Annotated in this window: 13 protein-coding genes; 10 read left to right on the top strand and 3 right to left on the bottom strand. The window is 70.1% G+C overall.

What is annotated here, in order from left to right; translation table 11 throughout:
• Positions 1-74 precede the first annotated feature (74 nt).
• The 4 genes from MFF06_RS09430 (at position 75) to MFF06_RS09415 (ending at position 13489) form a co-directional block, all read left to right on the top strand.
• Complete coding sequence (locus MFF06_RS09430; protein ID WP_238203184.1) at positions 75-8168, top strand: peroxidase family protein; 8094 nt, start codon at positions 75-77, stop codon at positions 8166-8168.
• Positions 8169-8237: 69 nt separating this feature from the next.
• Positions 8238-9983, top strand: a complete 1746-nt coding sequence (locus tag MFF06_RS09425; RefSeq protein ID WP_370876731.1) for a type I secretion system permease/ATPase — start codon at positions 8238-8240, stop codon at positions 9981-9983.
• Between the two features lies 1 nt (position 9984).
• Complete coding sequence (locus MFF06_RS09420; RefSeq protein ID WP_238203183.1) at positions 9985-12144, top strand: calcium-binding protein; 2160 nt, start codon at positions 9985-9987, stop codon at positions 12142-12144.
• A 13-nt stretch (positions 12145-12157) separates the two neighbouring features.
• Positions 12158-13489 (top strand): HlyD family type I secretion periplasmic adaptor subunit, encoded by a 1332-nt coding sequence (locus tag MFF06_RS09415; protein ID WP_238203181.1) that lies wholly within the window; start codon positions 12158-12160, stop codon positions 13487-13489.
• A gap of 114 nt (positions 13490-13603) precedes the next feature.
• Here the strand turns inward: MFF06_RS09415 and MFF06_RS09410 are convergent, their stop codons facing one another.
• Both MFF06_RS09410 and MFF06_RS09405 read right to left on the bottom strand, forming a co-directional pair.
• Positions 13604-15757, bottom strand: a complete 2154-nt coding sequence (locus tag MFF06_RS09410) for a methyl-accepting chemotaxis protein (protein WP_238203179.1) — start codon at positions 15755-15757, stop codon at positions 13604-13606.
• A 245-nt stretch (positions 15758-16002) separates the two neighbouring features.
• Positions 16003-16701, bottom strand: coding sequence for a lysophospholipid acyltransferase family protein (locus MFF06_RS09405; protein ID WP_238203219.1), 699 nt, complete (start codon positions 16699-16701; stop codon positions 16003-16005).
• 470 nt (positions 16702-17171) lie between these two features.
• On the opposite strand from MFF06_RS09405, the gene MFF06_RS09400 reads away from it, so the two are divergent.
• Positions 17172-17477 carry a hypothetical protein gene (locus tag MFF06_RS09400; protein WP_238203177.1) on the top strand — a complete coding sequence of 102 codons (306 nt, stop codon included), beginning with the start codon at positions 17172-17174 and terminating at the stop codon, positions 17475-17477.
• Positions 17478-17824: 347 nt separating this feature from the next.
• Here the strand turns inward: MFF06_RS09400 and MFF06_RS09395 are convergent, their stop codons facing one another.
• The gene (locus MFF06_RS09395; protein ID WP_238203175.1) at positions 17825-18046 is read right to left on the bottom strand and encodes a hypothetical protein; all 222 of its coding nucleotides are present in this window, start codon (positions 18044-18046) and stop codon (positions 17825-17827) included.
• A 345-nt stretch (positions 18047-18391) separates the two neighbouring features.
• Between MFF06_RS09395 and MFF06_RS22650 the strand changes: the two genes are divergently transcribed.
• The 5 genes from MFF06_RS22650 to MFF06_RS09370 all read left to right on the top strand — a co-directional run bounded on the left by MFF06_RS22650 (position 18392) and on the right by MFF06_RS09370 (position 25330).
• Positions 18392-20377, top strand: a complete 1986-nt coding sequence (locus tag MFF06_RS22650; protein ID WP_283207258.1) for a hypothetical protein — start codon at positions 18392-18394, stop codon at positions 20375-20377.
• A gap of 85 nt (positions 20378-20462) precedes the next feature.
• The gene (locus MFF06_RS09385) at positions 20463-22187 is read left to right on the top strand and encodes a type I secretion system permease/ATPase (RefSeq protein WP_238203173.1); all 1725 of its coding nucleotides are present in this window, start codon (positions 20463-20465) and stop codon (positions 22185-22187) included.
• Complete coding sequence (locus tag MFF06_RS09380) at positions 22184-23512, top strand: HlyD family type I secretion periplasmic adaptor subunit (protein WP_238203171.1); 1329 nt, start codon at positions 22184-22186, stop codon at positions 23510-23512. Before MFF06_RS09385 ends, MFF06_RS09380 begins: the two co-directional genes overlap by 4 nt.
• 402 nt (positions 23513-23914) lie before the next feature.
• Positions 23915-24967, top strand: a complete 1053-nt coding sequence (locus MFF06_RS09375) for a glycosyltransferase (RefSeq protein WP_238203169.1) — start codon at positions 23915-23917, stop codon at positions 24965-24967.
• A 156-nt stretch (positions 24968-25123) separates the two neighbouring features.
• A complete protein-coding gene (locus tag MFF06_RS09370) occupies positions 25124-25330 on the top strand; it encodes a hypothetical protein (RefSeq protein WP_238203167.1) in 207 nt (68 codons plus the stop codon).
• Positions 25331-25437: the final 107 nt, after the last annotated feature.

The raw sequence follows: 25437 nt of genomic DNA, 5'->3' as shown, positions 1-25437 counted from the left end.
TAACAAAAGGTAAATGCAAAGCCGCATCCGATCGGACGAAGTCTCCGATCCGTGCATCCCGACGGAGAACCGCGATGGCCTTCGACGCTCGCCTCAAGCCCTTCGTGATCAACACGAGCGACATCCGCTTCCTGATCGACCAGATCAACTTCCGGCCGCTGTTCGATGCGTCGGGGAACATCATCGTGGCCTGGGACGGAACCGGCCCGGTCTTCGACCGCCGGGGGGTCGCCTACGCGGACCAGGGAAGCGCCCAGGCCAACCTCGCCATGTGGGGCCAGTCCTACCAGAACTTCACCGACTTGGCGGGCACGCGCGACGTCAGCGGCTACTGGAACAACCTCACGCCGGTCCTGTCGCATTACGGACAGAGCGGGCAGATCTTCCCGCGGATGGTGACGGCCGACTACCGCGGCTACCTCGCGCAGGTGACCGGAGACGCCACCACCGGACCGATCCTCGTGACGAGCGTCACGCCCGATCCCACCACCACGGAATCGACCTCCGTCACCCTCTCCGACACCACCGACACCACCGTGCCCCCGGGGCAGAACCTCACCAAGATCGTGCGCGAGCTCATCACCTCCGGCACCTCGGTGACGACGTCGGTGGCGCAGACGCTCTCCACCACGGTCATCGACGGGCACCACCTCGCCCCGACCCAGACGACGGTCGTCGCCGATTCGGTCACCACCACCACGAGCTTCGACTTCGTGCGCGACCAAGTGACGACGACCCTGACCAGTCCCTTCGGCACGCAGGAGGCCACCGCCACCTCGACGGTGCAGACCTCCCCGGCGCAGGTCGCCACGTCGACGGCCACCGGGACGGCTACGACGCTCTCGGGCGCCGAACTCGACGGCCGTTACCACCACTTCACCACGGCCTACGCCCTCGCTCATCAGGACTACGCCGTGACGGCGGCCCTGCCGGGCACCGGCATCGAGGGCAACACGACGGCGGCGGACGGGACGGCGATCAACATCAAGAACGTCGTCGATTACACGCCGCGCATGATCAGCCGGGCGATCACCACCGGCGACGTGGTCTACGACACCTGGGCGAACCACGCGGCCGACAATCCCCTCGGCGCCAACGGCAAGCCGGTCCACACCGCCAACGAGATCTACTACGATCCGCAGACCGGCGAGGCCCGGGTTCTCGAGTGGGGCCGGCTCGACACGGTCAAGAACGGCGGCGAGGGCCAGATCGACACCCAGGCGCGGCTGGCCGCCTCGGCGGGCCGGGACGACCACTTCATCGGCGGCCTGAACCCCGGCGTCTCGCCCTCGAACGGCTTCTTCGTGCTGTTCGGCCAGTTCTTCGACCACGGGCTCGATTTCATCGACAAGGGCCAAGCCAACGCCTCCGGCGGCGCCGTGACCATCAAGATCGCCCTCGGGATCGACGATCCGCTCTACGGCATGCTCGGGCCGGACGGGCAGCCTGTCACCGAGATCACCATCAACCGCGCCAAGGTCCAGACCCTCGACGCCAAGGGCAGCGAGTACGCGAACCACGTCTCGCCCTTCATCGACCAGAGCCAGACCTACGGCTCCGACGAGCAGCGGACCGCGCTCTTGCGCGAATGGGTCTCCACCGATGGGGGCGCCTCGTTCCACGCCGGCATGAACCTGCTCGACGGCCACACCCTCAAGACCGCCTGGGCCAAGCCCGACGGCACCCTGACCAACGCCACCCTGCCGACGCTCAACGAGTTGCGCACCCATCTCGACGCGACCAAGCGCGATGCGCTGACCTGGGACGACGTCGCCAACCTGCGCAACCGGGATGCGGCGGGCCATGTCGTGGCCGGGACCAGCGGCGAGGCCCTCCTCCTCGACATGAACCCCCATTTCGACCGCGCGCACCTGCTCGGCGGCCAGGGCGAGACCGGCGCCGAGGCGCAGAAGGTCCTGGATGCCATCGCCACCCTCGGCCAAGCCGGCATCCGGCCGGGCGACACCTTCGGCTTCAACGCGAACGGTGTCCTTACCCTGCATCTCGGCTCGGACCTGCCGACGGGGCCGCAATCGCCCCCCATCCCCGCCGGTACCGACCTGACCGGCGCCAGCGCCCTGGCGGGCTGGGTGAACTTCGCCGACTTCAGCATCATGCAGACGCCGCCGGGCGTCTCCGCCGCATCCGTCGAGTCCGTGCGCAACGCGGTGTCGGACATCCTGCTCGCCTCGGTCGGCGACCACTACGTCGCGGGCGACGGCCGGGTGAACGAGAATTTCGGCCTGACCTCCGTCCACCACGTCTTCCACGAGGAGCACAATTTCCAGGTCCAGAACCTGATCGACGCCCTGCACCGCCAGGACGTCGCGACCGACGACGCGACCCACGCCAAGCTGCACGAATTCCAGATCGACACCGGGCGGACGAACGCGGCGGGGGATTTCATCCGCGCCGACGGCTCCATCGCCTGGAACGAGGACAAGGTGTTCCTCGGCGCCAAGCTCATCGTCGAGATGGAATACCAGCACGCGGCGGTCGACCAGTATGCCCGCAACGTGTCGCCCAACATCCAGGAATTCGTCGGCTACTCGCCCGACAAGCAGCCCGACGTGACGCTGGAATACGCCCAGGTCGCCTTCCGCTTCGGCCATTCGACCTTGCGCGAGACCATCGACACCATCGATCCGACCGGCGGCATCACCGGCAAGATCATGGGCTACGCCCTCCACGACGCCTTCCTGAACCCGGAGAAGTTCGGCGATCTCGGCCCGGCCTCGATCGTCCTGGGCATGACCCACCAGCAGCAGAACGAGGTGGACGAGTTCGTCACCCCGGCCCTCAACCAGGGCCTGCTCGGCCAGCCCCTCGACCTCGCGGCCATCAACATCGCCCGCGGCCGCGACATCGGCGTGCCGACGCTGAACGACTTCCGCGAAGCGCTCGGCATGGTCCGCTACACCAGCTGGAACGACTTCGGGCAGAACATGCAGCACCCGAGTTCCCTCGTGAACTTCATCGCTGCCTATGCCTTCGACGGCGCCATGGACAAGGCCCACGCCGTGCTGGACCTGGCGAGCCACGCCTTCGCGGACGATGCGGCGGGCGCCGTGCTCGGCACGGTCCTCGGCTGGACCGGGACGGTCGCCGAGCTCGTGACCCGCGCGGGCGCGTTCCTGTCCGGCGACGCCTCCGTGGGCGGGGCGGGGACCCTCGGCTTCAACCAGATCGATACGTGGATCGGCGGCCTCGCGGAGGTGCACCAGCCCGGCGGCCTGCTCGGCGAGACCTTCGACAAGGTCTTCGTCACGCAGATCGAGTCGCTGATGGACGGCGACCGGTTCTACTACCTCTACCGTCTGGCCGGGCAGCAATTCGGCGAGGAGGTCGCCAACGGGCAGCTCAAGGACATCTTCGAGCGCAACACCGGCCTGACGCACCTGAACGGCAACATCTTCGGCTACGCCGACCAGTACGTGGACCTCGGCGCGCGCAAGGAGGTGCTGGCGGCCGGCCAGACCGAGTCCCTGACCACCGGCAACGAGCACAAGTACGGCGACCTCGCCGACGTCGCGAACGGCACGATGGGCATCTACTCCAACGGCGGCGTGAGCAACGGCCACGACGGCGGGCTGATCGCGATCTCCGGCAAGACCTACATCCAGGACACGCGGCTCTCCGCCGACAACCCGATGAGCGCCGACTACCACGGCGGCGACAACGCCTACGCCCTCAACGGCTACGTGAACCTCGACGGCACGCCGAATTCCGGCGCCGAGTCGAGCGAGGTCATCGTCGGCTCGAAGGGCGACGACCTGATCTACGCCCAGGGCGGCGACGACACGGTCTACGGGGAAGGCGGCAACGACGTCATCTACGGCGGCTTCGGCATCGACCGCCTCTACGGCGGCACGGGCAGCGACACGATGTACGGCGGGGACAACCCCGACCTGATGGACGGCGGCGCCGGCGACGACTTCCTCTACGGCGAATCCTCGGGCACCGACATCAACGGCGCCGACCAGATCATCGGCGGCTCCGGCAACGACCTCCTCGACGGCGGCACCGGCATCGACAAGCTCTCCGCCGGCTCCGGCGACGACAAGATCTACGGCGGCCAGGACACCGACCCGTTCACCCATGGCGGCGACGGCAACGACCTCGTGGACGGCGGATCGGGCGGCGACATCCTCTACGGCGACAACGGCGACGACCTCGTCATCGGCGGGGCGGACCAGGACCAGCTCTTCGGCGGCGACGGCGACGACATCCTGCGCCCCGGCGATCCGACCGGCGCCCTCACCATCGGCTCGGACGAGGTCCTGGGCGGCGACGGCACCGATACCAACGACAAGGGCTTCGACCTGATCGACTTCAGCGACAACAACGCCCGTCCGAAGGGCGTCGTGTTCGACCTCGGCAACCAAGCCAATCCGAACGTGACGGTCAACGGCTCGCCGACGCAGGTGCCCTCGTTCCAGATTGACGGCGCAATCGGCTCGGTGAGCGACGACACGCTGACCGGGAGCGATCCTTCCGACGCCGGCAACGGCGCCGACGCCTCCATCGCCGGCCAGAACTGGCTGATCGGCGGCTCGGGCAACGACACCCTGGAGGGTCTGGGCGGCAACGACATCATCATCGGCGGGTCCGTCCGCCTCGATGCCCTGATCGGCACCGACAAGGGCGTCCGCTACGACGCCGAAGGCAACGCCGTGCGCGACGCCGCCGGCCACGTGATCCTGACCGGCCAGAACTCCACCTACGACCACCACAACAACAACGCCGGCCTGACCGACGCCGAGCAGCTGATGGATGCCCGCTACCAGGGCGCATCGCACCGGGTGGGCTACGCCGACGTGCTCGGCTCCGACGGGCTGATCGACGCCGCCAACGCCCTCGGCGGCGCGCAGTTCGACAAGCACTTCACCGAGATGCTGCGCTCGGCCCAGTTCAAGGACACCGTGCTCGGCGACGGCGGCACGGACGGGACGGCGGATACGGCCGTCTTCACGGGCAACCTCGCGCGCTACACGATCCAGGTCATCGATTTCACGGCCAGCAACGGCGTGGCGATGCCGGCCCTGAAGATCACCGACAACCGGACGGCCGCCGACTTCCTCGACGCCAACGGGAACCCCCTCCTCGATGCGAACGGCAATCCCCTCACCAGCGACGGCACCGACCTGCTCGTCGGCGTCGAGTACGCCCGGTTCGCGGATCAGACGATCTCGCTGAAGCTCCAGAAGCCCGTTCTGGACCTGCACGCCTACGACACCACGGTGGCGACCCTTGCCGACAACTTCAACGCCTCGCAGTGGTCGAACTCGAACGGGACGGCGACCTGGACGACAGCCTGGAGCGAGACCGGCGACTTCGTCGCCAACGCCAATCAGGTGACGGGCGGCCAGATCCAGCTGAACGCCGCCGGATCGGGCCAGCTCAGGCTCTCCGACAACGGCGACGGCGCGAGCATCCAGCGCACCGTCGATCTCTCGGGGGCCTCGGGCGCGACACTCGCCTTCGACTACCGGCTGAACTCGTTCGATACGGGCGACAAGGTCGTCGCCTCGATCTCCTTCGACAACGGGGCCACGTGGCACGAGATCCGCACCTTCCAGGGCACGGGAGCCGGGAACAACACCAACGGTCAGGGCACGGTCTCCGTTGACCTCACGACGATCAAGGCGACCACCGAGACCTTCGGGGCCAACGCCATCGTGAAGGTCGAGGCCGTGACCACGGTCGGCGGCGGGACGAGCGCCAACAACGGCTATGTAGCGATCGACAACCTCCGCATCGACGTCACGAAGACGACGGCCGACGCGGATCCGTTTCCGAACTACACCACGACCTTCACCGAGAACGGCGCGGCGGTGACCATCGCCCGGAACCCGACCATCACCGACGACGGAGCGATCATCCATTCGGCCAAGGTCGTGCTGACGAATGCCCAGGCCGGCGACACCGTCAACGGCCACGACATCGCCGGCGACAACATCTCGATCGCGACCGACACGTCGGTGCCCGGCCGGATCACCCTGACCCTGACGGGCGACGACACGCTCGCCCACTATCAGGCCCAGATCGCGGCCATCACCTTCGCCAACACGTCGAACAACCCGAGCCCGGTCGATCGCATCATCCAGGTGACCGTGAACGACGGGCTGCTCGACAGCAACCTCGCGACGACGACGGTGCATGTGGTGCCGGTCAACGATGCGCCGACGGCCCGTGCCGACTCCGTCGTCACCAATGTCGGAAACGGCCCGAACGGAATCGTGGTGCCGGACTGGGCGCTGCTCGCCAACGACACCGACCCGGACGGCCCGAACCCGCTCGCCATCACGGGGGTGAGCGGTTTCAACAGCCTCACCGCGACGCATGGGAGCGCAGCCGGCGCCGTGACGATCCTCGACAGCGGCACCACCCTCAACGCCCCCAACGGCGGCTCGTTCAGCTACACCGTGACGGATGGCGGAGCAGCGCCGAACACGGCCACCGGCACCGTCACCCTGCGGCAGCAGACCGGCGCGAACCTGAACGGCACCACCGGCGCCGACATCCTCGTCGACGGGGCGACCGGCCACACCATCGCCGGCGGCCGCGGGGATGACATCGTGCTCGCGGGCGACGGCGCCGACACGATCACCTGGACCGCCTCCGGGAGCGTCACCCAAGGGTCGATCTTCGGAATCCCCTTCACCACCGTGAACGTCGCCACGGACGGGCACGACTTCATCGACGGCGGGGCGGGGACGGACAGCTTCGTCCTGACGTCCACCGTGACGGGCAACAACGCCGCCGCCCAGGCGAATTCCGAGGTGGCCGAGACCTTCGACGTCTACACCCTGGCGGAAGCCCAGGGCGCGGGCATCACCGGCCTGCGCAACGTGGCGGGTGAGATCGTCATCACGCGCAACGGCGCCGTCGCGGCCGAACTGGTGAACGTCGAGGAGATCACGATCAACACCGGCGCCGGGACCGACACGGTCAGGGTCCACGGCAACTTCGCGCCCACGCAACTCGCCTACAACACCATCCACGTCAACGATGCGGATGGCGGCGACACGGTGGACATCACCGGGCTCACCTCCGACCACCGCATCGTCCTCTCGACCGATGCCGCCGGCCACATCGTCGGCGCCGTGCGACCGCAGGACGTGGTCGATCATCACGGCGCCACGGCCCTCCCGGCCGACGGGGCCGCCACCGATGGATCCGCCCCCGACGCGTCAGGCCCCGACGACACCGGCACCGGGCACGACACCGCCGGAGGCCCCCCCGCCGCCGGGCCGGACGAGACGAGCCAGACCGGGGATGCGCTCTTCGGCACGGCCGAGGCGGATCTCCTCGTGGGCCACGGCGCGACGGCCACGATCATGGGCCTCGGCGGCGACGACCTCATCCTCGGGACGGGCGGGGCCGACGTGATCCAGGCCGGCGCGGGCGACGACCTCGTGAAGGCCGGGGCGGGCGACGACGCGGCCTTCGGCGGAGCGGGCGAGGACAGCCTGTTCGGCGGAGCGGGCAACGACCTCGTCGCGGGCGAGGCCGGCGACGATCGTCTCTTCGGCGAGGCCGGCGACGACGTGCTGGAGGGCGGCCAAGGCCACGATGTCGTCTTCGCGGGCGGCGGCGACGACCGGGTGCTCGCCACGGTGGGAGACGGCGACGACCTCTACTTCGGCGAGGCGGGCAGCGACACGATCGACTATTCCGCGATCGGCGACGCCATCACGGTCGATCTCGGCAACGGCATCGATCACCACGGCAGCGTGGTCAGCGCCGGCAGCGGGTCCGACAGCATCTTCGGCTTCGAGAACTTCATCGGCGGCGCGGGCAACGACACCATCATCGCCAACGACCAAGCCAACGTGCTCGATGGCGGCGGCGGCGACAACACCTTCGTCTTCCGCTCCGCCGCCGACGCCGACGGGGATACGATCAAGGGCTTCCAGCCGGGCGACGTGATCGACCTCACCGGCATCGACGCCGACGCCTCGGCGGAGGGCAGGCAATCCTTCGTGCTCTTCGCCGGGACGAACTTCACCGCGGCGGGCCAGGTGATCGTCTCGCACGAGACCGTGGCCGGGCAGGAGCAGACCCTCGTCCAGGCAAGCACGACGGGCGGGCCGCAGGCCGACTTCCGGATCGTGCTCGAAGGGCACCACGACCTGACGGCCGCGAACTTCCACAGCGTGCACTGACGCGTGAGGGCCGGGGGCGGACGCCTCCGGCCCCGAGCCCCCCTCCCCTCTGTTCCGGTGTCGAGCGCCATGGCCTCCCAGCGCACCAAGAAGCCGACCGAGCTCGCCGACCTCTCGAAGAGGATCGGCTCGTTCGGGACGATGATCCTCGCCCTGTTCCTGCTCTCGGGCGTGATCAACCTCCTTGCCCTGACGGGCTCGCTGTACATGCTGCAGATCTACGACCGGGCGATCCCCGGCGGCAGCGTCCCGACCCTCGTCGCCCTCTCCGTCCTGGCGATCGGGCTCTACCTGTTCCAGGGCGTGTTCGACACGCTGCGCTCGCAGATCCTCGTGCGGATGGGCGCGCGGTTCGATGCCCGCCTCGCGCCCCTCGCGCACGAGGTGGTGATCGAGATGACCCGCTACGGCTACTCCACGCCGGAGGCGATGGAGCGGGGCCGGGACGTCGACACGGTGCGCGGCTTCCTGTCCGGCTCCGCCCCCGTGGCCCTCTTCGACCTGCCGTGGATGCCGATCTTCCTCGGCTTCGTCTATCTCCTGCACCCCTATCTCGGCCTGCTGACCCTGGGCGGCGCCCTCGTCCTCTGCGCGCTCACCGGGCTGACGGAACTGTTCACCCGCCGCTCGGCGGCCAAGCTGCACGCCGCCGCCGTGCGCCGGAACCTCCTGGCCGACGCCCATGCCCGCAACGCGGACATCCTGAAGGCCATGGGCTTCGCGGACCGCGCGGTCGTCCGCTTCAAGGAGGCCAACGCGGAGCACCTGCGCATCCAGATGCGCACGAGCGACATCGTCGGCACCTTCGGCTCCCTGTCCAAGGTCGTGCGGATGATGCTGCAATCGGCCCTGCTCGGGCTCGGGGCCTACCTGACCATCGCGGGCGAGTTGTCGGCGGGTTCGATCATCGCCTGCTCGGTGGCCTCGGCGCGGGCCCTGGCCCCGGTCGATCTCGCCATCGGCAACTGGAAGATCGTGGTGGCCGCCCGGCGCAGCCTGCGGCGGCTGCGGCACACGCTGGCGACCATCGAGGACAACGACAGGCGCCTCGCCCTGCCCCGGCCCCGCCACGCCCTCAAGGTGCAGGGCATGACCGTCGTCGCACCGGGCTCGGGCGCGGTGCTCCTCAGCGAGGTGAGCTTCGACCTCAAGGCCGGCAGCGCCCTCGGGCTGATCGGGCCGAGCGGCGGCGGGAAAAGCTCGCTGGTGAAGGGTCTCGTCGGCGTGTGGCCCCTCCTGCGCGGCAGCGTCCGCCTCGACGGCGCCGACCTCGACCAGTGGCGCGCGGACATCCTGGGGCGCGAGATCGGCTACCTGCCGCAGGAGGTATCCCTCCTCGACGGCACCATCGCGGAGAACATCAGCCGGTTCGACACGCAGGCCGAGGACGCCGCGATCGTCGCCGCCGCCCAGGCCGCGGGCGTCCACGACATGATCACGCAGTTGCCGCAGGGCTACCAGACCGAACTCGGCCCCAACGGCCTGTCCCTCTCCGCCGGGCAGCGGCAGCGCATCGGCCTCGCCCGGGCGATGTTCGGCGACCCCTTCCTCGTGGTGCTGGACGAGCCGAACTCCAACCTCGACAGCGACGGCGAGGTGGCCCTGGGCCACGCCATCGGGGCCATGCGCGAGCGCGGCGCCATCGTGATCGTCATCGCGCACCGGCCCCGCGTCCTCGAATCGGTCGATTACGTGGGCGTCGTCCGGGGCGGCAAGCTCGTGGCCCTGGGTCCGCGGTCGGAGATCATGAAGAACACCGCGCCGATCCCCTTCCCGGGGGCCGCCAAGGCGCACACCACGCTGGCGGGGGCCTGACATGTCCCTGCCCGATCCGGACCGGCTCAGACTCGGTCTCCCGAACGACCTCGAAGCCTCGGCGCCGAAGCGGCGGTTCGATCACGACGAGGGCGGCGTCCGCCTGCCGGTGCTGGCCCCCGGCCTGCTCGTCGCCTTCGTGGGATTCCTGAAGACCTTCCTCTCGCCGCACAGGCCGGACGCGCACGGGGAGGCGCGGCGGCCCGAGGCGGATGCGCCGCCCGCCGCCCCGGCCAACGACGACGACCCGGTCGTGGAGCCGGGGCCGGCGATGCGGGGCTCCTCCTCCCCGGCGGCCGACCGCGAGGCGGTGATCGCGGCGCTTCCACCCTCCGAGGTGAGCCTGCACCAGGCCATGGACGTCGCCACCCTGCGGTTCGACAGCGGCGACGCCCCGCTCCGAACCGCCCTGCATCTCCTGCCCCGGGTGGGGGCGCCGAACCCGGCGGGCAACGGCCTGCCGCAGCCCGCCCTTCCGAAGCCCGAGGCCGCCCCGAAGGCGCCCCCTGCCCCCGCGACGGGCACGGCCTCCGGGCATGCGAGGAACGGCGTGGAGGCGCCGGATACGAAGAACGGGTCCGGCGAGGACATCGTCCATCGCGGGAGGCCGGGCCACCCGGAGCCATCTCCGGGCGAGCACGGGGCGTCCGGCGGCGGAACGCCGTCCCCGGGGAGCGGGAGCGCGAAGGGCGGCATTCCGGCCCCGCAGGACACGAAATCGGCCGATGCCGGTGGATCGGCCAAGGGCGGGGAAAGCAAGGGCGGCGAGACGAAGGGCGGGGATACCAAGGGCGGCGAGGCCACGCCTCCCGGCAACCGGAGGCCGACCGTCTCGGGGCCGGTCCACCTGCACGATGCCCTGCCGGATCAGGCCGTCCTCGTCGCGGTGGCGGACCTGCTCGCGAAGGCGACCGATCCCGACGGCGATCTCCTCAGCGTCGTCGACCTGCACGTGGATGGCGGGACGTTGCTGCCCGTGGATCCCGACCACTGGCTCTACACGCCGGAGGCCGGCCAGACCGGCACGGTCACCTTCTCCTACGCCGTGTCGGACGGCGCCCTCACCGTCGATGAGACGGCCACCCTCACCCTCACGGCGGGGAACACCGCCGGCGACCCGGCGGGCGACGGGACCGGCATCCTCCTCGGCACGGCGGCGGACGACCTCATCGCCGCGCGGGAGGGCGGCGGCACGGTCTACGGGCGCGAGGGTAACGACGTCATCCTGGGGAGCGGCGGGAACGACCACCTCGTCGGCGGCCCCGGCGACGACCTGCTCCGGGGCGGCGCGGGCGACGACGTCCTCGTGGGCGGCGACGGAAACGACATCCTGTTCGGGGAGGACGGCAACGACATCCTCCTCGGCGGCGCAGGCCGGGACATCCTGGACGGCGGCCGGGGCGACGACGTGCTCGTCGGCGGCGCGGGGAACGACGTCCTGATCGGCGGAGATGGCAACGACCGCCTCGACGGCGGCGACGGGAACGACGACCTCGACGGCGGCGACGGCGCCAACCGGATCGACGGCGGCGGCGGCGACGACGTCATCCACCTGGGGGCCGGAACGGGCATCGACGAGATCCATGGCGGCGCGGGCGAGGACCTCGTCGATCTGGCGGATGCCGACGGCAGCGTCACCATCGACCTCGCCAGGGGCGTGGTCACGATCGACGGCGCCGTGCGCGCCACGATCACCGAGGTGGAGGATGCCCGCGGCGGGCATGGGCCGACCCTCATCGTGGCGAGCGGGGCGGTGAACGTCCTCACGGGCGGAGAGGGGCCGACCACCTACGCCTTCAGGGACCTCGACGCCCTCACGAACGGCGGGCAGGGCCACGACACGATCACGAACTTCAAGGTCGGGGACCGGATCGACCTGTCCGGCCTGCACGGCGACGGCGATGCCGCCGCGGCGGCGATCACCCTCTTCGCCGGCCTGTCGAAGGGGGACGAGCCGCCGATGGCGGGCTGCGTGACCTACCACTGGGACACCGACGGGCACGGCCGGGACGAGACCGTCGTGGACGGCTTCCTCGACCAGGGCGGCCAGCCCGCCTTCGAGATCGTCCTCGACGGGCGGCACGACCTCGTGGCGGGCGACTTCGTCCTCGCCTCGCACGGCCTGTCCCACCCGCTTCTTGCCACCGATCACCACATCTGAGGGGACAGGATCCATGACCGCGAAGCGGCTACCATCCATGCACGCGAAGCGTCTTGCGGAACAGGCCGGCGAACCGCGCGGGCTGGCGGGGCGGGTCGCCGTCGCGGGCGTCATGGCCGTCGCCCTGGTCGGCGGCTGCGGCGCCTGGGCCTATCACGCGCCCCTCGGCGGGGCCGTGATCGCCCAGGGCAAGGTGGCGGTGAAATCCCAGGTGCAGCTCGTCCAGCACCGCGACGGCGGCATCGTCTCGGAGATCCTCGTCGCGAACGGCGACTACGTGCGCGCCGGGGACGTGCTGATCCGCCTCGACGAGACCCAGATCCGCGCCGAACTCGGCATCGTGCGGACGCAGTTGACGGAGGCCCTCGGCCGGAAGGCGCGCCTCGTCGCGGAGCGAGACGGTGCCTCGGCCATCGCCTTCGACCGGGAGGTGAGCGAGTCGCCCCAGGGCGTCTCCGTGCAGTCGGGCGAGACGCGGCTGTTCAACGAGAACCGGTCGGTGCGGGAGGCGCGGCGGGAACAACTGGTGCTGCAGACCGACCAGCTCAACGAACAGATCAAGGCGCTGAGCGCGCAGCAGATCGCCAACGGATCGGAGCGCGGCATCGTCCGCGAGGAGCTGACCCGCCTCGCGTTGCTGTATTCGAAGAACCTCATCGAAATCACGAAGTACAAGGCGTCCGAGCGCGACCTCGTGAAGACCGAGGGCGTCAGCGGCGAGCTGTCCGCCAACATCGCCCGGGTCAAGGGGCAGATCAGCGAGACCAAGATCAAGATCATCGAGCTCGACCAGCAGGTCAGGACCGATTCGCAGCGCGAGTTGCGCGACATCGAGGGCAAGCTCGGCGAGTTGCGAGAGCGCCTCGTGGCGGCCCAGGACCGCCTCACGCGCGCTTCCCTGACCGCGCCGTGCAACGGCTACGTCAACGATCTGTCCGTCCATACGGTGAACGGGGTGGTCGCGCCGAAGGAGACGCTGATGTCCATCGTCCCGACCGAGGCGCAACTCGTCGTCGAGGCGCGCCTCTCGCCGAACGACATCGACCAGGCGGCCGTCGGACAGAGGGCGCGGATGCGCTTCACCGCGTTCAACCGCAGGACCACGCCCGAGATCCTCGGCCAGGTTCAGACGATCGGCGCCTCCGCCTCGGTGGACGGTCCCGGCGCCCAGGCCTACTACCTCACGACGATCGCGATCCAGGACAACGTCAGGACCGTGGCGGACCGGCCCGTCGTGCCGGGCATGCCGGTCGAGGTCTATCTCTCGACCGAGGAGCGCTCGGCGCTCTCCTACCTGCTCAAGCCCTTCACCGACCAGATGGCCCGGGCGATGCAGGAGCGGTGATCCGGCGGCCGGGCGCCGCCCCGGCAAATAAGGCTCGCCCGAGGCGGGGCGACCGGACGGGCGGCGCCATCGCCGCCCGCTGCCGTCCCGCCCGCGCCGGAGCCGGCCCCGGGGCTACGCCGCGCGGACGCTCGACAGGAACTGCTCCATCTCCGTGCGCAGGGCGCCGGACTGGCTCGCGAGGCCGTCGGCGGCGGCGGCGACCGCCTGGGCCGCGTGTCCGGCGCCCCGGGCCTCCTGCGCCACCTCGGCGATGTTGGTCGTCACCTGCGCCGTGCCCGCCGAAGCCTGGGACATGCTGCGCACGATCTCCTGCGTCGTGACGCCCTGCTCCTCGATCGCGGCGGCGATGTTGGTGGTCACGCCGCTCATCGCCTGGATCTGGCCGGCGATGTCCTGAATGGCGTGCGTGGCGCCCTGGGTCGCCGTCTGGATCTCCTGCACCTGCTGGCCGATCTCGTCGGTGGCGCGGGTGGTCTGGGCCGCCAGCTCCTTCACCTCCGCGGCGACGACGGCGAAGCCGCGTCCGGCCTCGCCGGCCCGGGCCGCCTCGATCGTGGCGTTCAGCGCCAGGAGGTTGGTCTGGTTCGCGATGGAGGAGACGAGGCCGACGACGTTGCCGATCCGGGTCGCGGCCCGGGCGAGGGCCGCCATCGTCTCCTCGGTGCGGGCCGCGGCCTCCACGGCGGAGGCCGACATGCCGGCGGCCTGCTCCACCTGGCGGCCGATCTCCTGCACGGTGGCGCCGAGTTCCTCCGCCGCCGCCGCGACCGTGTTGACGTTGCCGGCGGTCTGGTGCGCCGCCGCGGCGACGCTGGTCGACCGGTTCTCGGTCTCGGAGACGGCGCCGCTCATCGTCGCGGCCGAGCCCTGAAGCCCCGCGACGGCCTGGGACACGCTGGCGACGATGCCGCCCACCGAGTGCTCGAACCGGTCGGCGAGGTCGCGCAGGAGGACGCGCCGCGCCTGCTCCTCGCGCAGCCGGGCCGCCTCGGTGGTCTTCAGCTGCTCGGCGGCCTCCTCCAGGGACATGTCGCGGATGGTCACCACGGCCCGCGCGATGTCGCCGATCTCGTCCGGGCGGCGGCTGCCGGGGACCTCGGCCAGGGGCTCCCGGCGGGCGAGCGCCATCAGGGCCCGGGTCAGGGCGCCGAGGGGTCCGACGATCGAGCGCGCCACGAGGAGGCCGAGGATCGCCGTGCCGAGGAGCACCGCGATCCCGATCAGGGCCAGCGTGCGCGACAGCGCCTGCACGGCGCCGATGGCCTCGGCCTCCGACTGCTCGGCCACGACCGTCCAGGGCGCGCCGAGCACCGAGACGGTGCTGCTCGCCGCCCTGTGGTCCCCGTTCCCGCCCGCGTAGCTGAAGCCGCCGCCGGCCAGCCACTTCGTGTCGATGCCGAGGGCGCCGACGGGGGAGCCGGCCTGGACGGCGGGGTTGAGGGGCGGGTTCGAGCGCAGGAGCCCGTCCGCGCCCGCCGCCAGGATCTGTCCGGTCTCGCCGAGCCCCTCGCGCTTGGACAGGGTCCGGTCGAACAGGGCGGGGGTGACGCGCAGGACGATGAAGCCGATCCGCTCCGCCGCCTGGGCCGTGCCCATGGCGACGTTGGCGCGCTTCGTCATCGCCCGGCCGATGAAGGCCGAGGGGCCGGTGCCGACGGGATAGGCCGCGAAGTCCTCGAAGGCCGTGGCCGCCGGATCCTGCCCCTTGAGGCGCGCGACGAGGCGGGCGAGCCCGGTGTCCTTGAGGGCGTCGTCGGCGAGGGACTGGGCGAAATCCGCGCCCTTGGTCGTCGTGTAGGCCACCCGGCCGTTCTCGTCGACGAAGAGCAGGTCGCCGTAGCCCGGCTCGGCGACGAGGCGGCGGGCCACCTCCTGCACCTTGCCGTGGCGCCGCCCGTACATGCCCGAGGCGGGAGGATTGTCGAGGGCGACCCGGGCCTCCGCGGTGGCGGGGGAACGGAACGCCTCGACGAGGGCGGCGAAATCGGGCTTGCCCGGGTCGAGGGTCTCCAGGAGGTCGGGGAAGTTCGAGACGACCTGGGGATGGTTGGCGACGGACAGGAAATCCGCCTGCATCCGGTCGGCCACCAGCTCGATCCCGTCCCGCCGGGCCGCCGCCGCGAGGGAGAGCCGGGCGTCCGCCGCCTCGATCAGGCCGGACTTGGCCGCCGACCAACTGAACCCGCCCATCGCCACCGCACTCAACATCGCGAGGCCGATCGTTGTGGCGGGGAGACGAACACCCAAACGGGAGAGATTGATCATGATGGTAGAAGGCCGACGATCTCAGGAACGTACAGCCACGCTGGCACGCCGAAGCTGCTAAAAAGTTAACTTAGACATAATTCGATACCTGTCACGCGGCTTTCGGCGAAAGGTTATATACTATTTGTCCCTGAAATGCCGGCCGAGAAGCGTCGTCCCGCCGCGGCTTTCGGCGACCGGCGAGATACGGCCGAGGGCCGCCCCGGAACCCGGCGGCGGTCGCCCCGGGTTCCGACGCCCTCGCTCTAGATCCCGGCCGTCGCGCCGGCGGGGGCGGCTGTCCGCCAGCGGTCGAGCTCCCGGTCGATGGCCTTCTCCGTGCCGCGCAGGAACTCGGCGCTGGGCTGTCCCGGCGCGATGGCGGCGAGATAGCTCACGACGACGGTGCCGGGCCGCGCGGTCGCCCCGCCGGGCCAGAACAGGCCGGAATTCACCGCGACCGGAACCACGGGTAGGCCGAGCCGACTGTAGAGGATCTCGACGCCGCGCTTGAAGCGCACGGGATCGGCGATTTCGCCCCGCGTGCCCTCCGGGAAGATCAGCACCGAGCGGCCCGCCGCCACGGCCTCCTGGCATCCGTCGATCATCGTGCGCAGGGCCTGCGTGCCATTGGCGCGATCGATGACGATCATCGGCGAGCGCCGCAGGAACCAGCCCACCACCGGGATCGCGAGCAGCTCGCGCTTGGCGATGATGGCCACGTCCGGGACGAGCACGAGAAAGGCCAGGGTTTCCCAGGCGGATTGGTGGTTCGCCACGATCAGGCAGGGGGCGGCGGGGATGTGCTCCCGCCCCTCCTCCACGAAGTCCAGCCCGATGAAGCGGCGCAGCCCGAACAGGATGCCGCGCGCCCACAGGCGGGTCGCCGCGCGAATGGGCCGTGTCGGTGCCCCGGCCAGGGCGAAGATGGCGAGCGGCGCGAGAAACAGCGCCGTCCAGCCCATCCAGTAAGAGGCGAACAGAAAGAAGCGGACGCGTGCCAAGAAGGGCCTCACGATAGGGCCCAATCCAGGGCGGGCCGTGTGAATAGCGCTTAACCGGTCAGGACGCACGGCGTTTCGACAGCAGGATGGCCCGTCCCTCGCTCGCCCCCCGCCGCGTGGGACGCCCGTCCTGCGGCGGCGTACCGCCCGAGCGTTCGCCTCGGATGCATGGGCGTCGAAGGGGCGGCACGCCAAGGTAAACCCATCGCGCCGTTCAGACGAGCGCAAATCGCCCGGGGCATTTCATCAAAGAATCCGATGCGGTGGCGGCGCCGAGAATTTCCGCTTTTCTGATGCCGCCGGGATTTCATGCGCCGTCCCCAGGCTCTGTAGCCGTGCGGGGGAGCGAGGAAACTTGGAACGGTCCGAGGGTCGGTGGGGTTGCCTTCGGCCAACGCGGCACATTCACGAGCGTGGCCTGGAGCAAGCCCTTGTTCAAGACATCAGCACTGACGGCCGGACTCTTCGCGACCGGCCTGTTCCTCGCACCCCTGCCGGCCTCCGCATCGCAGATCGGCATCGGGGCCGTTCCCGAGGCGGCTTCCGCGGTGACTGACGTCCAGTACGGCTATGGCGGCCCGCGCTTCGGCTACGGTCACCGGGGCTACGGCCGGCCGCACTTCCGGGGGCGGGGCTACGGGTACGGACGGGGCCACGGCTACGGCCATCGCTTCGGCTACGGTCGCGGCTACAGGCACGGTTACGGCCGTGGCTATGGGCGCCCCGGTTTCTTCTAAGGCTTTCTCCGGGATATCCGGGTCGCCCCCGCTTCACATCCCTTGCGAGCGGAGCGATGCGCGGGCGGGAGGGCGCGGCGATAGAGGGTAAAACGACATCGCGTAAACACCGCGACGCGCGCGCGTGCCCCCTCGCCGGTCGCCGTCGTGTCGGCGAGTACGGGCCGAGGCGCCGCCTCCGATCCGCGCAGACCGACTCCGACAAGCCCGCCCGACCCCGTCGCGGCGGGCTTCGTCGTCGCGGTCCCCGGCTCACGCGCCCCTTCGCCTCCGAACCGGCGGCGCGGCGGGCGCGCCTCGGGACGAACGTTCGTCCTCGATGTCCGCCGCGACGCCGGAAGATCGTGTCATTTGTACTCGACCTTCAGCCTGTACACGTGGAAAATCGAGTCCTTCAACTTGAACCAGCGCTGATGGGTCTCCGGATCGAAGCCGTGGACGCGATTGGCCTTGGCGATGGAGCGAACCAGTCGATTGGCCAAGGCGATACTGTCGATGTCGTATGCGATCAGCTCCGGCGGACGTTCCGCATCGCCTTTCTGCTCTTTGATCAATATCGAGTGCGGCATGATCGTCACCAGCCAACAATGAGATGCCCGTCAACTTTCAACCTGTGCGCGAGTTCACGGACCAATACCGCACAGTTAACGAAGGACGAATTGGCGCCGAATACAGACGGCGCCGCGCCGCATATTGGACGGAATGAGTGCATTCGCTCATTCTGAATTCAATGTGACGATCCGTGGCATGACAACAATGCGCTGCGGACAGGCATCGGCGCCAGATCGGCGGTGAAAAAACAGAAAAAATCGACGCAAACTCTTACAAACCATTAACTCCAGCGGCGGCTCACGGCCTCAGATTTTGCAACTCTGAATTGAGTGCAGGGTTGGCCGGTGAAACTGGAGGTATTCATGTCCACATCTCCTCTTTCACTGCTCGGGTCGCCCTCGCGATCCCTCGAATGGCTCGGCGGGCCGGGCGCATTCCTGTCCTCGACGGCCCTCTCGACGACACAACTCGGCAGTCTCGGTCCGATCGCGTCCCTGATCGAAGGCACCACCGATGCCGCCTCCGGCGAGGCCGATCCCTCGGCGCTTCCGGATGCCCTCGCGGCGCCCGCCAACCAGATCGTCCTCGACACCCATGCGCAGCTCGAGACCGTCGGCCACGAGGTCGCGCCCCTGAACGGACCACTCCACGGCCTGACCGCCCTCGGCGAGACGATCGGGCTCGGCCATCTCGGCGAGGGCGGCAACCTCCTGACCGATCTCGGCGGCCTCGCCGCGAACCCGGCCGATCCGGCCAGCCTCGCTCCGATCCTCACCGACGCGGGAGGCATCGCCATGGGTGCCGACGGGCTGGTGGGGGCGGTCGCGGCCGCGCCCGCAGCCGGGAGCGGCCTGGTCGGCGGCGGCGGCGCCCTCGCGCCGGCGGCGACGATCCTCAACGAGGCGGTGCTCCAGACCCACGCCACCCTGGAGGAGGCCGGGCATCAGACCCCCATCCTCAATCAACCGCTCCACGCGGTGACGGGCCTCGGCGAAACGGTGGGACTCGGCCATCTCGGCCAGGCCGGCACGCTGCTGACCGACCTCTCGACGCTGCCAGGCTCCCTCCTGGGCGGGGGCGGCCTGGCCTCGGCGAGCCCGGTCCTGACCGATCTCGCCCAGGTCTTCGGCGCCACCGACACGCTCTTGGGCTCCTTGACCGGAACGCTCAGCGACGGCGGCCTGCTGGCGGGCGACGGTCCCTTGTCGCCGGTCGCCACCCTCGCCAATTCCGGCATCCTCAACCTCCACACGACACTCGAGACCGTGGGGCACGAGGTGGCGCCGCTGAACGAGGCGGTCCATGGCCTGACCGCCCTTGGCGAGACGGTCGGCCTGGGCCATCTCGGGCAGAGCGGCACCCTGCTCACCGACGTCGCGGACCTGCCGGGCGGCCTCCTCCAGGGGCAGGGCCTCTCCGTGCTCTCGCCGATCCTGACCGATACCGGTGCGGTGGCGGGCGCGGCCGGCGGTCTCCTCGGCGGCGTCACCGGCCTCGCGGGCGGCCTCGGTGGCGATGGATCGCTTCTCGGCGGTGGATCGCCCCTCGGCGGAGCGGGGGCCCTGCTGGGCCAGGGCGCTCCGGCGCAGCCGGTGGCCGATCCGGCCAACCAGCTGATCGACGGCGTCCATGCGAACCTGGAGCAGGTCGGCCACGCCACGCCCGTCCTCAACGATCCCGTCCACTCGGTGATCGGGCTCGGCACCACCCTGGGCCTCGGGGAACTGGGCGAAACCGGCACCATCCTGACCGATGCCGCGAACCTGCCCGGCGCCGTCGCGAGCGGCGGCGGCACGACGGCCATCGGCCAGACGGTCGCCGATGCCGGGCATGGGATCGAGGCGGCGAGCGCGGTGGCCGGCTCCGTGACGGGCTTCCTCGCCGGTGCGGGAGTGGGCGGAGCGGGCAATCCGCTCGGGGGCCTGCTCGGGGACCTGACGGGCAACGCGTCCGGGAGCCATCCGCTCGTCGGTGTCTCGGCCGGCCCCGCGACGGCGACGCCCGCCGCCGACGTCGCCGTCCTGTCGCCGGGCACGGACCCCTCCCACACCGTCGAGGCGAGCGCCTTGACCGCGCCCTCCGGCGCGCCGGGCGTGGCCAGTGCCACCCTTCTGACGGGGGACCACATCGCCTTCCCCGTGACCGGTGAGACGGCCGATTCCCTGGTCGGCCTGCTCCACGACGTCGTCCCGGTGGCGAGCGCCGCGCCGGCCGAGGCCGGCACCGCCCACGAGGCGATGGCCGATCTCGGCCTCGCCTCCCTCGACCTCGGCGGCCATGCCCAGGCGGCCCAGGCCGATCCGATGGCGCACGGCGCCACGACCGGCCTCCACCTGCTCGGCCTCTGAGCACGCGCGCCCCCGCCACACGCCGTGGCGGGGGCGCCGCGACGGCACGTCCCCCCCGCACCCTCGAGAAGCTGGAGTTGCGCCCGTGAGCGACGAGCGTGCGGTGCGTGCCGCGACATGGCGGGAAATCCGGGCGGCGGCCCGGGACGGCCGGGCCTCCCTCGTCACGGTCATGGTCGCCAGCGGCCTCGTCAACGTGCTGATGCTGACGGCGCCGATCTTCATGCTGCAGGTCTACGACCGCGTGTTACCGAGCCGGAGCGTCGCGACGCTGGTGGGCCTCGCGGGCATCGCGCTGATCCTGTTCCTGATCCAGAGCGTTTTGGAAGTCTTCCGCGCCCGGATCCTCGCCCGCTTCGGCCGTCTCGTCGAAGAGCGGCTCGGCGGGCGCATCTTCCGCACCCTGCTGGCGCGCGGCGCCGAGATGCCCCGCACCGACGAGGGCCCGCAAGCCCTGCGCGACCTCGACACGGTGCGCGGCTTCCTGGCGAGCCTCGCCTTCACGGCGTTCTTCGATCTCCCGTGGGTGCCGCTCTACATCGCCGTCTGCTTCCTGTTCCATCCGTGGCTCGGCACGGCCATCGCCGCCGGCGCGGTGCTCCTGTGCCTGCTGACCCTCGTGACCGATTGGGCCACCGCCGCCTCGACCCGCGAGGGCGTGCGGGTGGCCGGCGAGCGCCGCGCCTTCGTCGACATGGCGCACCGGACGGCCCCCCTCCTGTCGGCGCTCGGCATGCGCGCGCGGATGACGGCGCTGTGGCAGGACCGGGCGACCCGGAACCTCGATACGGCGATCGCCGGCAACGACCTCGCCATCGGCTTCGGCGCCGCCGCGCGCCTCACGCGAACCGTGCTGCAATCGGGCATCCTCGGCCTCGGCGCCTACCTGGTGGTCCGGGAGGAGGCGACGGCGGGGGTGATGCTGGCCGCCACCGTCCTCTCGGCCCGCGCCCTGGCGCCGGTCGATCTCGCGATCGCCAACTGGAAGTCCTTCTCGGCGGCCCGCCACGCCTGGACCCGGCTCGTCGCCTTCTTGCCGCAGCGGAAACCGGGCGCCCTCACGCCCCTTCCGGCCCCGCGGGAGAGCGTGCGGGTCACCGCCCTGACGATCGCGGCGCCGGGCACGGACACGCTGGTCCTCCACGACGTCAACGTCGCCCTCGCCCCCGGGAGCGCGCTGGGGGTGATCGGTCCGAGCGGATCCGGCAAGTCGACCTTCGCCCGCGCCCTGGTCGGCCTCGCTCGGCCGAGCCGGGGCGTGATCCGCCTCGACGGCGCCGCGATCGACCAATGGGACCCCGACGCCCTCGGCCGCGCGGTGGGGTATCTGCCGCAGGACATCGAGATGTTCGACGGCACCATCGCCCAGAACATCACGCGGTTCGACGCCGAGCCCGATCCCGAGGCGCTTCTGCGCGCATCGCGGGCGGCGGGCGTCCACGAGGTCGTGCTGCGCCTGCCGGGCGGCTACGATGCGCGCATCGGGCCGGGGGGCCTCGCCCTGTCCGGCGGCCAGCGGCAGCGGATCGCCCTGGCGCGGGCGATCTACGGCGATCCGTTCCTCGTGGTCCTCGACGAGCCGAACTCCAACCTCGACGTCGAGGGCGACCGGGCCCTGGCGGCCGCCGTGCAAGCGGTGCGGGCCCGCGGCGGCATCGCCGTCGTGGTCGCGCATCGACCGAGCGCCCTGACGGCGGTGGACCGGATCCTCGTCCTCGCCGACGGGCGGGTGCAGTTGCACGGGCCCCGGGACGAGGTTCTCGCCAAGCTGAACGCGCTGACGCGGCAGGTACCCACGAGGGTCGCATGACCAAGCCCGACACGCCCGCGGCGGCGGCAGCGGATCCCACCGCCGGCACGCGCGCCTCGCTGAGGCGCCACATCGCCGGGGTCGGCGCCATCGTCGCGGTGGCGCTCGGCGCGGGGGCCTGGACCGGGACGACGGAACTGTCCGGCGCGATCATCGCCTCGGGCTCCCTCGTGGTCGAAAGCAACATCAAGAAGGTCCAGCATCCCACCGGCGGCGTGGTGGCGGACCTGCTGGTGGAGGAAGGGGCGCGGGTGCAGGCCGGCGACCTCCTGATCCGGCTCGACGCCACGACGGCGCGGGCCACCTTCGACAGCGTGAGCAAGAGCCTGTGGGAGATCGCTGCCCGCAATGCCCGCCTGGAGGCGGAGCGCGACGGCCGCGACGCCGTCGCCGTCCCGTCCGACCTCGCGGGGGCGGGCCCGGAGGTCGCGCGGATCACCGACGGCGAGCGCAAGCTGTTCCGGTTCCGGCGCGATGCGCGGGACGGCCAGAAGGCGCAGCTGCAGCAGCGGATCGGGCAGCTGCGCGAGGAGATCAAGGGCCTCGAAGAGCAGGCGGCCGCCAAGGAGCAGGAGACGGCGATCATCGGGCGCGAGTACGAGGGGGTCGAGAGCCTCTGGAAGCGCAACCTCGTCCAGCTCAACCGCCTCACCGGCCTGGAGCGCGACATGTCCCGCCTGAAGGGCGAGCGCGGCGTCCTCGTGGCGACCATCGCGCAGACCAAGGGCAAGATCTCCGAGACGGAACTGCAGATCATCCAGTTGGAGCAGAACCTCCGCAGCGAGGTCGCCAAGGACCTCGCGGAGAACCGGGCCAAGGCCGCGACCCTGACCGAGCAGAGGATCACCGCCTTCGACCAGTTGCAGCGCATCGAGATCCGCGCGCCGCAGACGGGCTACGTCCACGAGTTGTCCGTGCATACCCGCGGGGGGGTGATCACGCCCGGCGAGCCGATCATGCTGATCGTGCCCACGGCCGATTCCCTGGTGGTGGAGGTCCGCGTGGCCCCTCAGGACATCGACCGGTTGCGGACCGGCCAGGCCGCAGGCCTTCGCTTCCCGAGCTTCGACCAGCGCACCACGCCGGAACTGAACGGGCACGTGAGCCGCGTCGCCGCCGACGTGAGCGAGGACAAGCGCACGGGGAGCTTCTTCTATCTCGTTCGCCTCGGGGTCACGAAGGACGAACTCGGCCGGCTGGACGGGGCGAAGCTGATCCCCGGCATGCCCGTGGAAGCCTTCATCCGCACCGCCGACCGGACGGTCCTGTCGTACCTGACGAAGCCCCTCGTCGATCAGGCCCGGCGCGCCTTCCGCGAGAAGTGACCGCCTCAACCACGACGGGACGTGGCGGGACGTCGCCGAATGGCGTCACCGCCCGCATGACCGGACGGGGCGGATTTGCGATAATCCGCGCCCACGCCCCCCGACTCGTCGAAGCGGACCCCGCCAAAGGACCGACGCCGATGGACCCACACGCTCACGGGCACCCTTGCATTCCATGAAGAGATTATGAAAATGCACGGCACAAACACCCCGTTGATTTGCGACGGAACAGTTCTTTTCTTTATTTCGGAGCTATAAAACAGGCAGGCACACGAAGCACAGGGACCACATGAGCCAACACCCGTGACACATCAGAGCGACCGATGTTCAGAGAGCGCTGCATGCCGCTCGAAACGCTGCGGAACGAAGAACCGATAACCCGACACGTCCGTCTCTCTGCACATGGCAGCGCACGATGCTCATTTTGTCCGCAAGGTAGACAGCATGCCGTATGAACATGGAATTTCTATTGTTCTCGCGACGCATAATGGTTCGAGATTCATCCGGCAGCAACTCGATACTCTTCTCCACCAGACCGTCCCACCGCTCGAAATCATCGTTTCCGACGATGCCTCGACGGACGATACACTCAAGATCGTCCAGGATTTTTTGTCCGCGGGCACGATCACGTTCAAGATCATCCGGAACGTGCCGGCGCTGGGCTATCGCACCAATTTCCTGAGAGCCGCCCTCTCGGCCTCGGGCCGCTTCGTCGCCTTCTGCGATCAGGACGACATCTGGGACCCGAGGAAACTCGAGCTCTGTTCCCGCCACATGGAGGATCGCACGGTTTCGATGATCGTCCATGCCGCCGTCAGCGTGGATTCCGACAATCGCGATCTCGGCCCCTTCCGGCAGGGGATCAAGCGTCACGGCGTGGTGCCGCCCCTGAGCTACGACCCCTGGGGGACCTTCTTCGGCTTCTCGATGGTGTTTCGCCGCGATCTGCTCGATCTGTGGGATCTCGATGATCGCTTCATCGATTTTATCGACCCCGACGAACTCCTTGCCCACGACCGATGGGTGATGTTCCTGTCACAGGTCGTCGGGCGGATCGTCGAGATCGATGTCCCCTTGGTCCGCTATCGCCAACACGAGAACAACCTGTTCGGCAACGGAGAGCGCAAGCGGATCGAGAAGCTGGAATCGATCGCCGACAAGTCGAGCGTCTACAGGACCGCCACGTCCGGTATGATCGATGTCGTCGAGCGGCTCCCGGACACGACGGCCGAGTCGTTCCCGCTCTTTGATCGGGCGCGGGCGGTCGCCTTCTTCCGCAGCGCGCTGAGGCAGCTCGACGAGCGCGACGCGATCTACCGGGCCGGGACGCGCGCCGAAGCGCTCCGGCGCCTCTCGGCCCGGGTCGCAGGGGGGACCTATCGGGCGGTCCACAACGGCCGCCCCCGGTGGCGATCGATGGCGAAGGATCTGACTTTCGCGCTTCTTCGTCGTTGACGGCGCACGCATACCGTTCGCCCGGGGCCGTCGCCCCCCACCGGACCCGCCGCCCCGATCCGGTGCCGGCCTGCAACCGCAACGCGGGCCTTCACCGGCCTTCCCCTGCGAGAGGTCGGACCTCTTCCGGGACCCGACGCGCGATCCGGAGCCACGATGCGGACGACCTCATCTGAGGAGCTTCCATCAGGCGGCCTCACTCAGCGCAGGCCCGCGATCGAGAAGAGTTCGAGCGCCGCCAAGGCCAAGCCCCCACCCGAGACGGTCTCCAACACGGAGACGATGCATGGAGGGCACGACACCCGGTTCCGGGCCTTCATCCAGAACGGTCTGGCGTTCAACCCGGTCGCCTTCAGGCGGTAGGGTCAGCGGCATGATCGCCAGACAATCCGCGAACTCCCCATCGATCCGAACCCGCCCCTCGCGTAGAGACCCCGCGATTCGTCGCGGAAATCGCCTTCAGGGGCGTT

Source organism: Methylobacterium aerolatum (genome assembly GCF_022179085.1).
In the GTDB taxonomy this organism is placed as follows: Bacteria; Pseudomonadota; Alphaproteobacteria; order Rhizobiales; family Beijerinckiaceae; genus Methylobacterium; species Methylobacterium aerolatum.
The sequence above is the reverse complement of the archived record's forward strand: the minus strand, read 5'-3'. Positions and strand labels throughout refer to the sequence as shown.

Coding starts and splice junctions, on each gene's coding strand:
- MFF06_RS22650 (WP_283207258.1), top strand. CDS start 18,392: ATGTCCACATCTCCTCTTTCACTGCTCGGGTCGCCCTCGCGATCCCTC.
- MFF06_RS09420 (WP_238203183.1), top strand. CDS start 9,985: ATGTCCCTGCCCGATCCGGACCGGCTCAGACTCGGTCTCCCGAACGAC.
- MFF06_RS09370 (WP_238203167.1), top strand. CDS start 25,124: ATGCGGACGACCTCATCTGAGGAGCTTCCATCAGGCGGCCTCACTCAG.
- MFF06_RS09405 (WP_238203219.1), bottom strand. CDS start 16,701: ATGGGCTGGACGGCGCTGTTTCTCGCGCCGCTCGCCATCTTCGCCCTG.
- MFF06_RS09395 (WP_238203175.1), bottom strand. CDS start 18,046: ATGCCGCACTCGATATTGATCAAAGAGCAGAAAGGCGATGCGGAACGT.
- MFF06_RS09425 (WP_370876731.1), top strand. CDS start 8,238: ATGGCCTCCCAGCGCACCAAGAAGCCGACCGAGCTCGCCGACCTCTCG.
- MFF06_RS09410 (WP_238203179.1), bottom strand. CDS start 15,757: ATGATCAATCTCTCCCGTTTGGGTGTTCGTCTCCCCGCCACAACGATC.
- MFF06_RS09415 (WP_238203181.1), top strand. CDS start 12,158: ATGACCGCGAAGCGGCTACCATCCATGCACGCGAAGCGTCTTGCGGAA.
- MFF06_RS09375 (WP_238203169.1), top strand. CDS start 23,915: ATGGCAGCGCACGATGCTCATTTTGTCCGCAAGGTAGACAGCATGCCG.
- MFF06_RS09430 (WP_238203184.1), top strand. CDS start 75: ATGGCCTTCGACGCTCGCCTCAAGCCCTTCGTGATCAACACGAGCGAC.
- MFF06_RS09380 (WP_238203171.1), top strand. CDS start 22,184: ATGACCAAGCCCGACACGCCCGCGGCGGCGGCAGCGGATCCCACCGCC.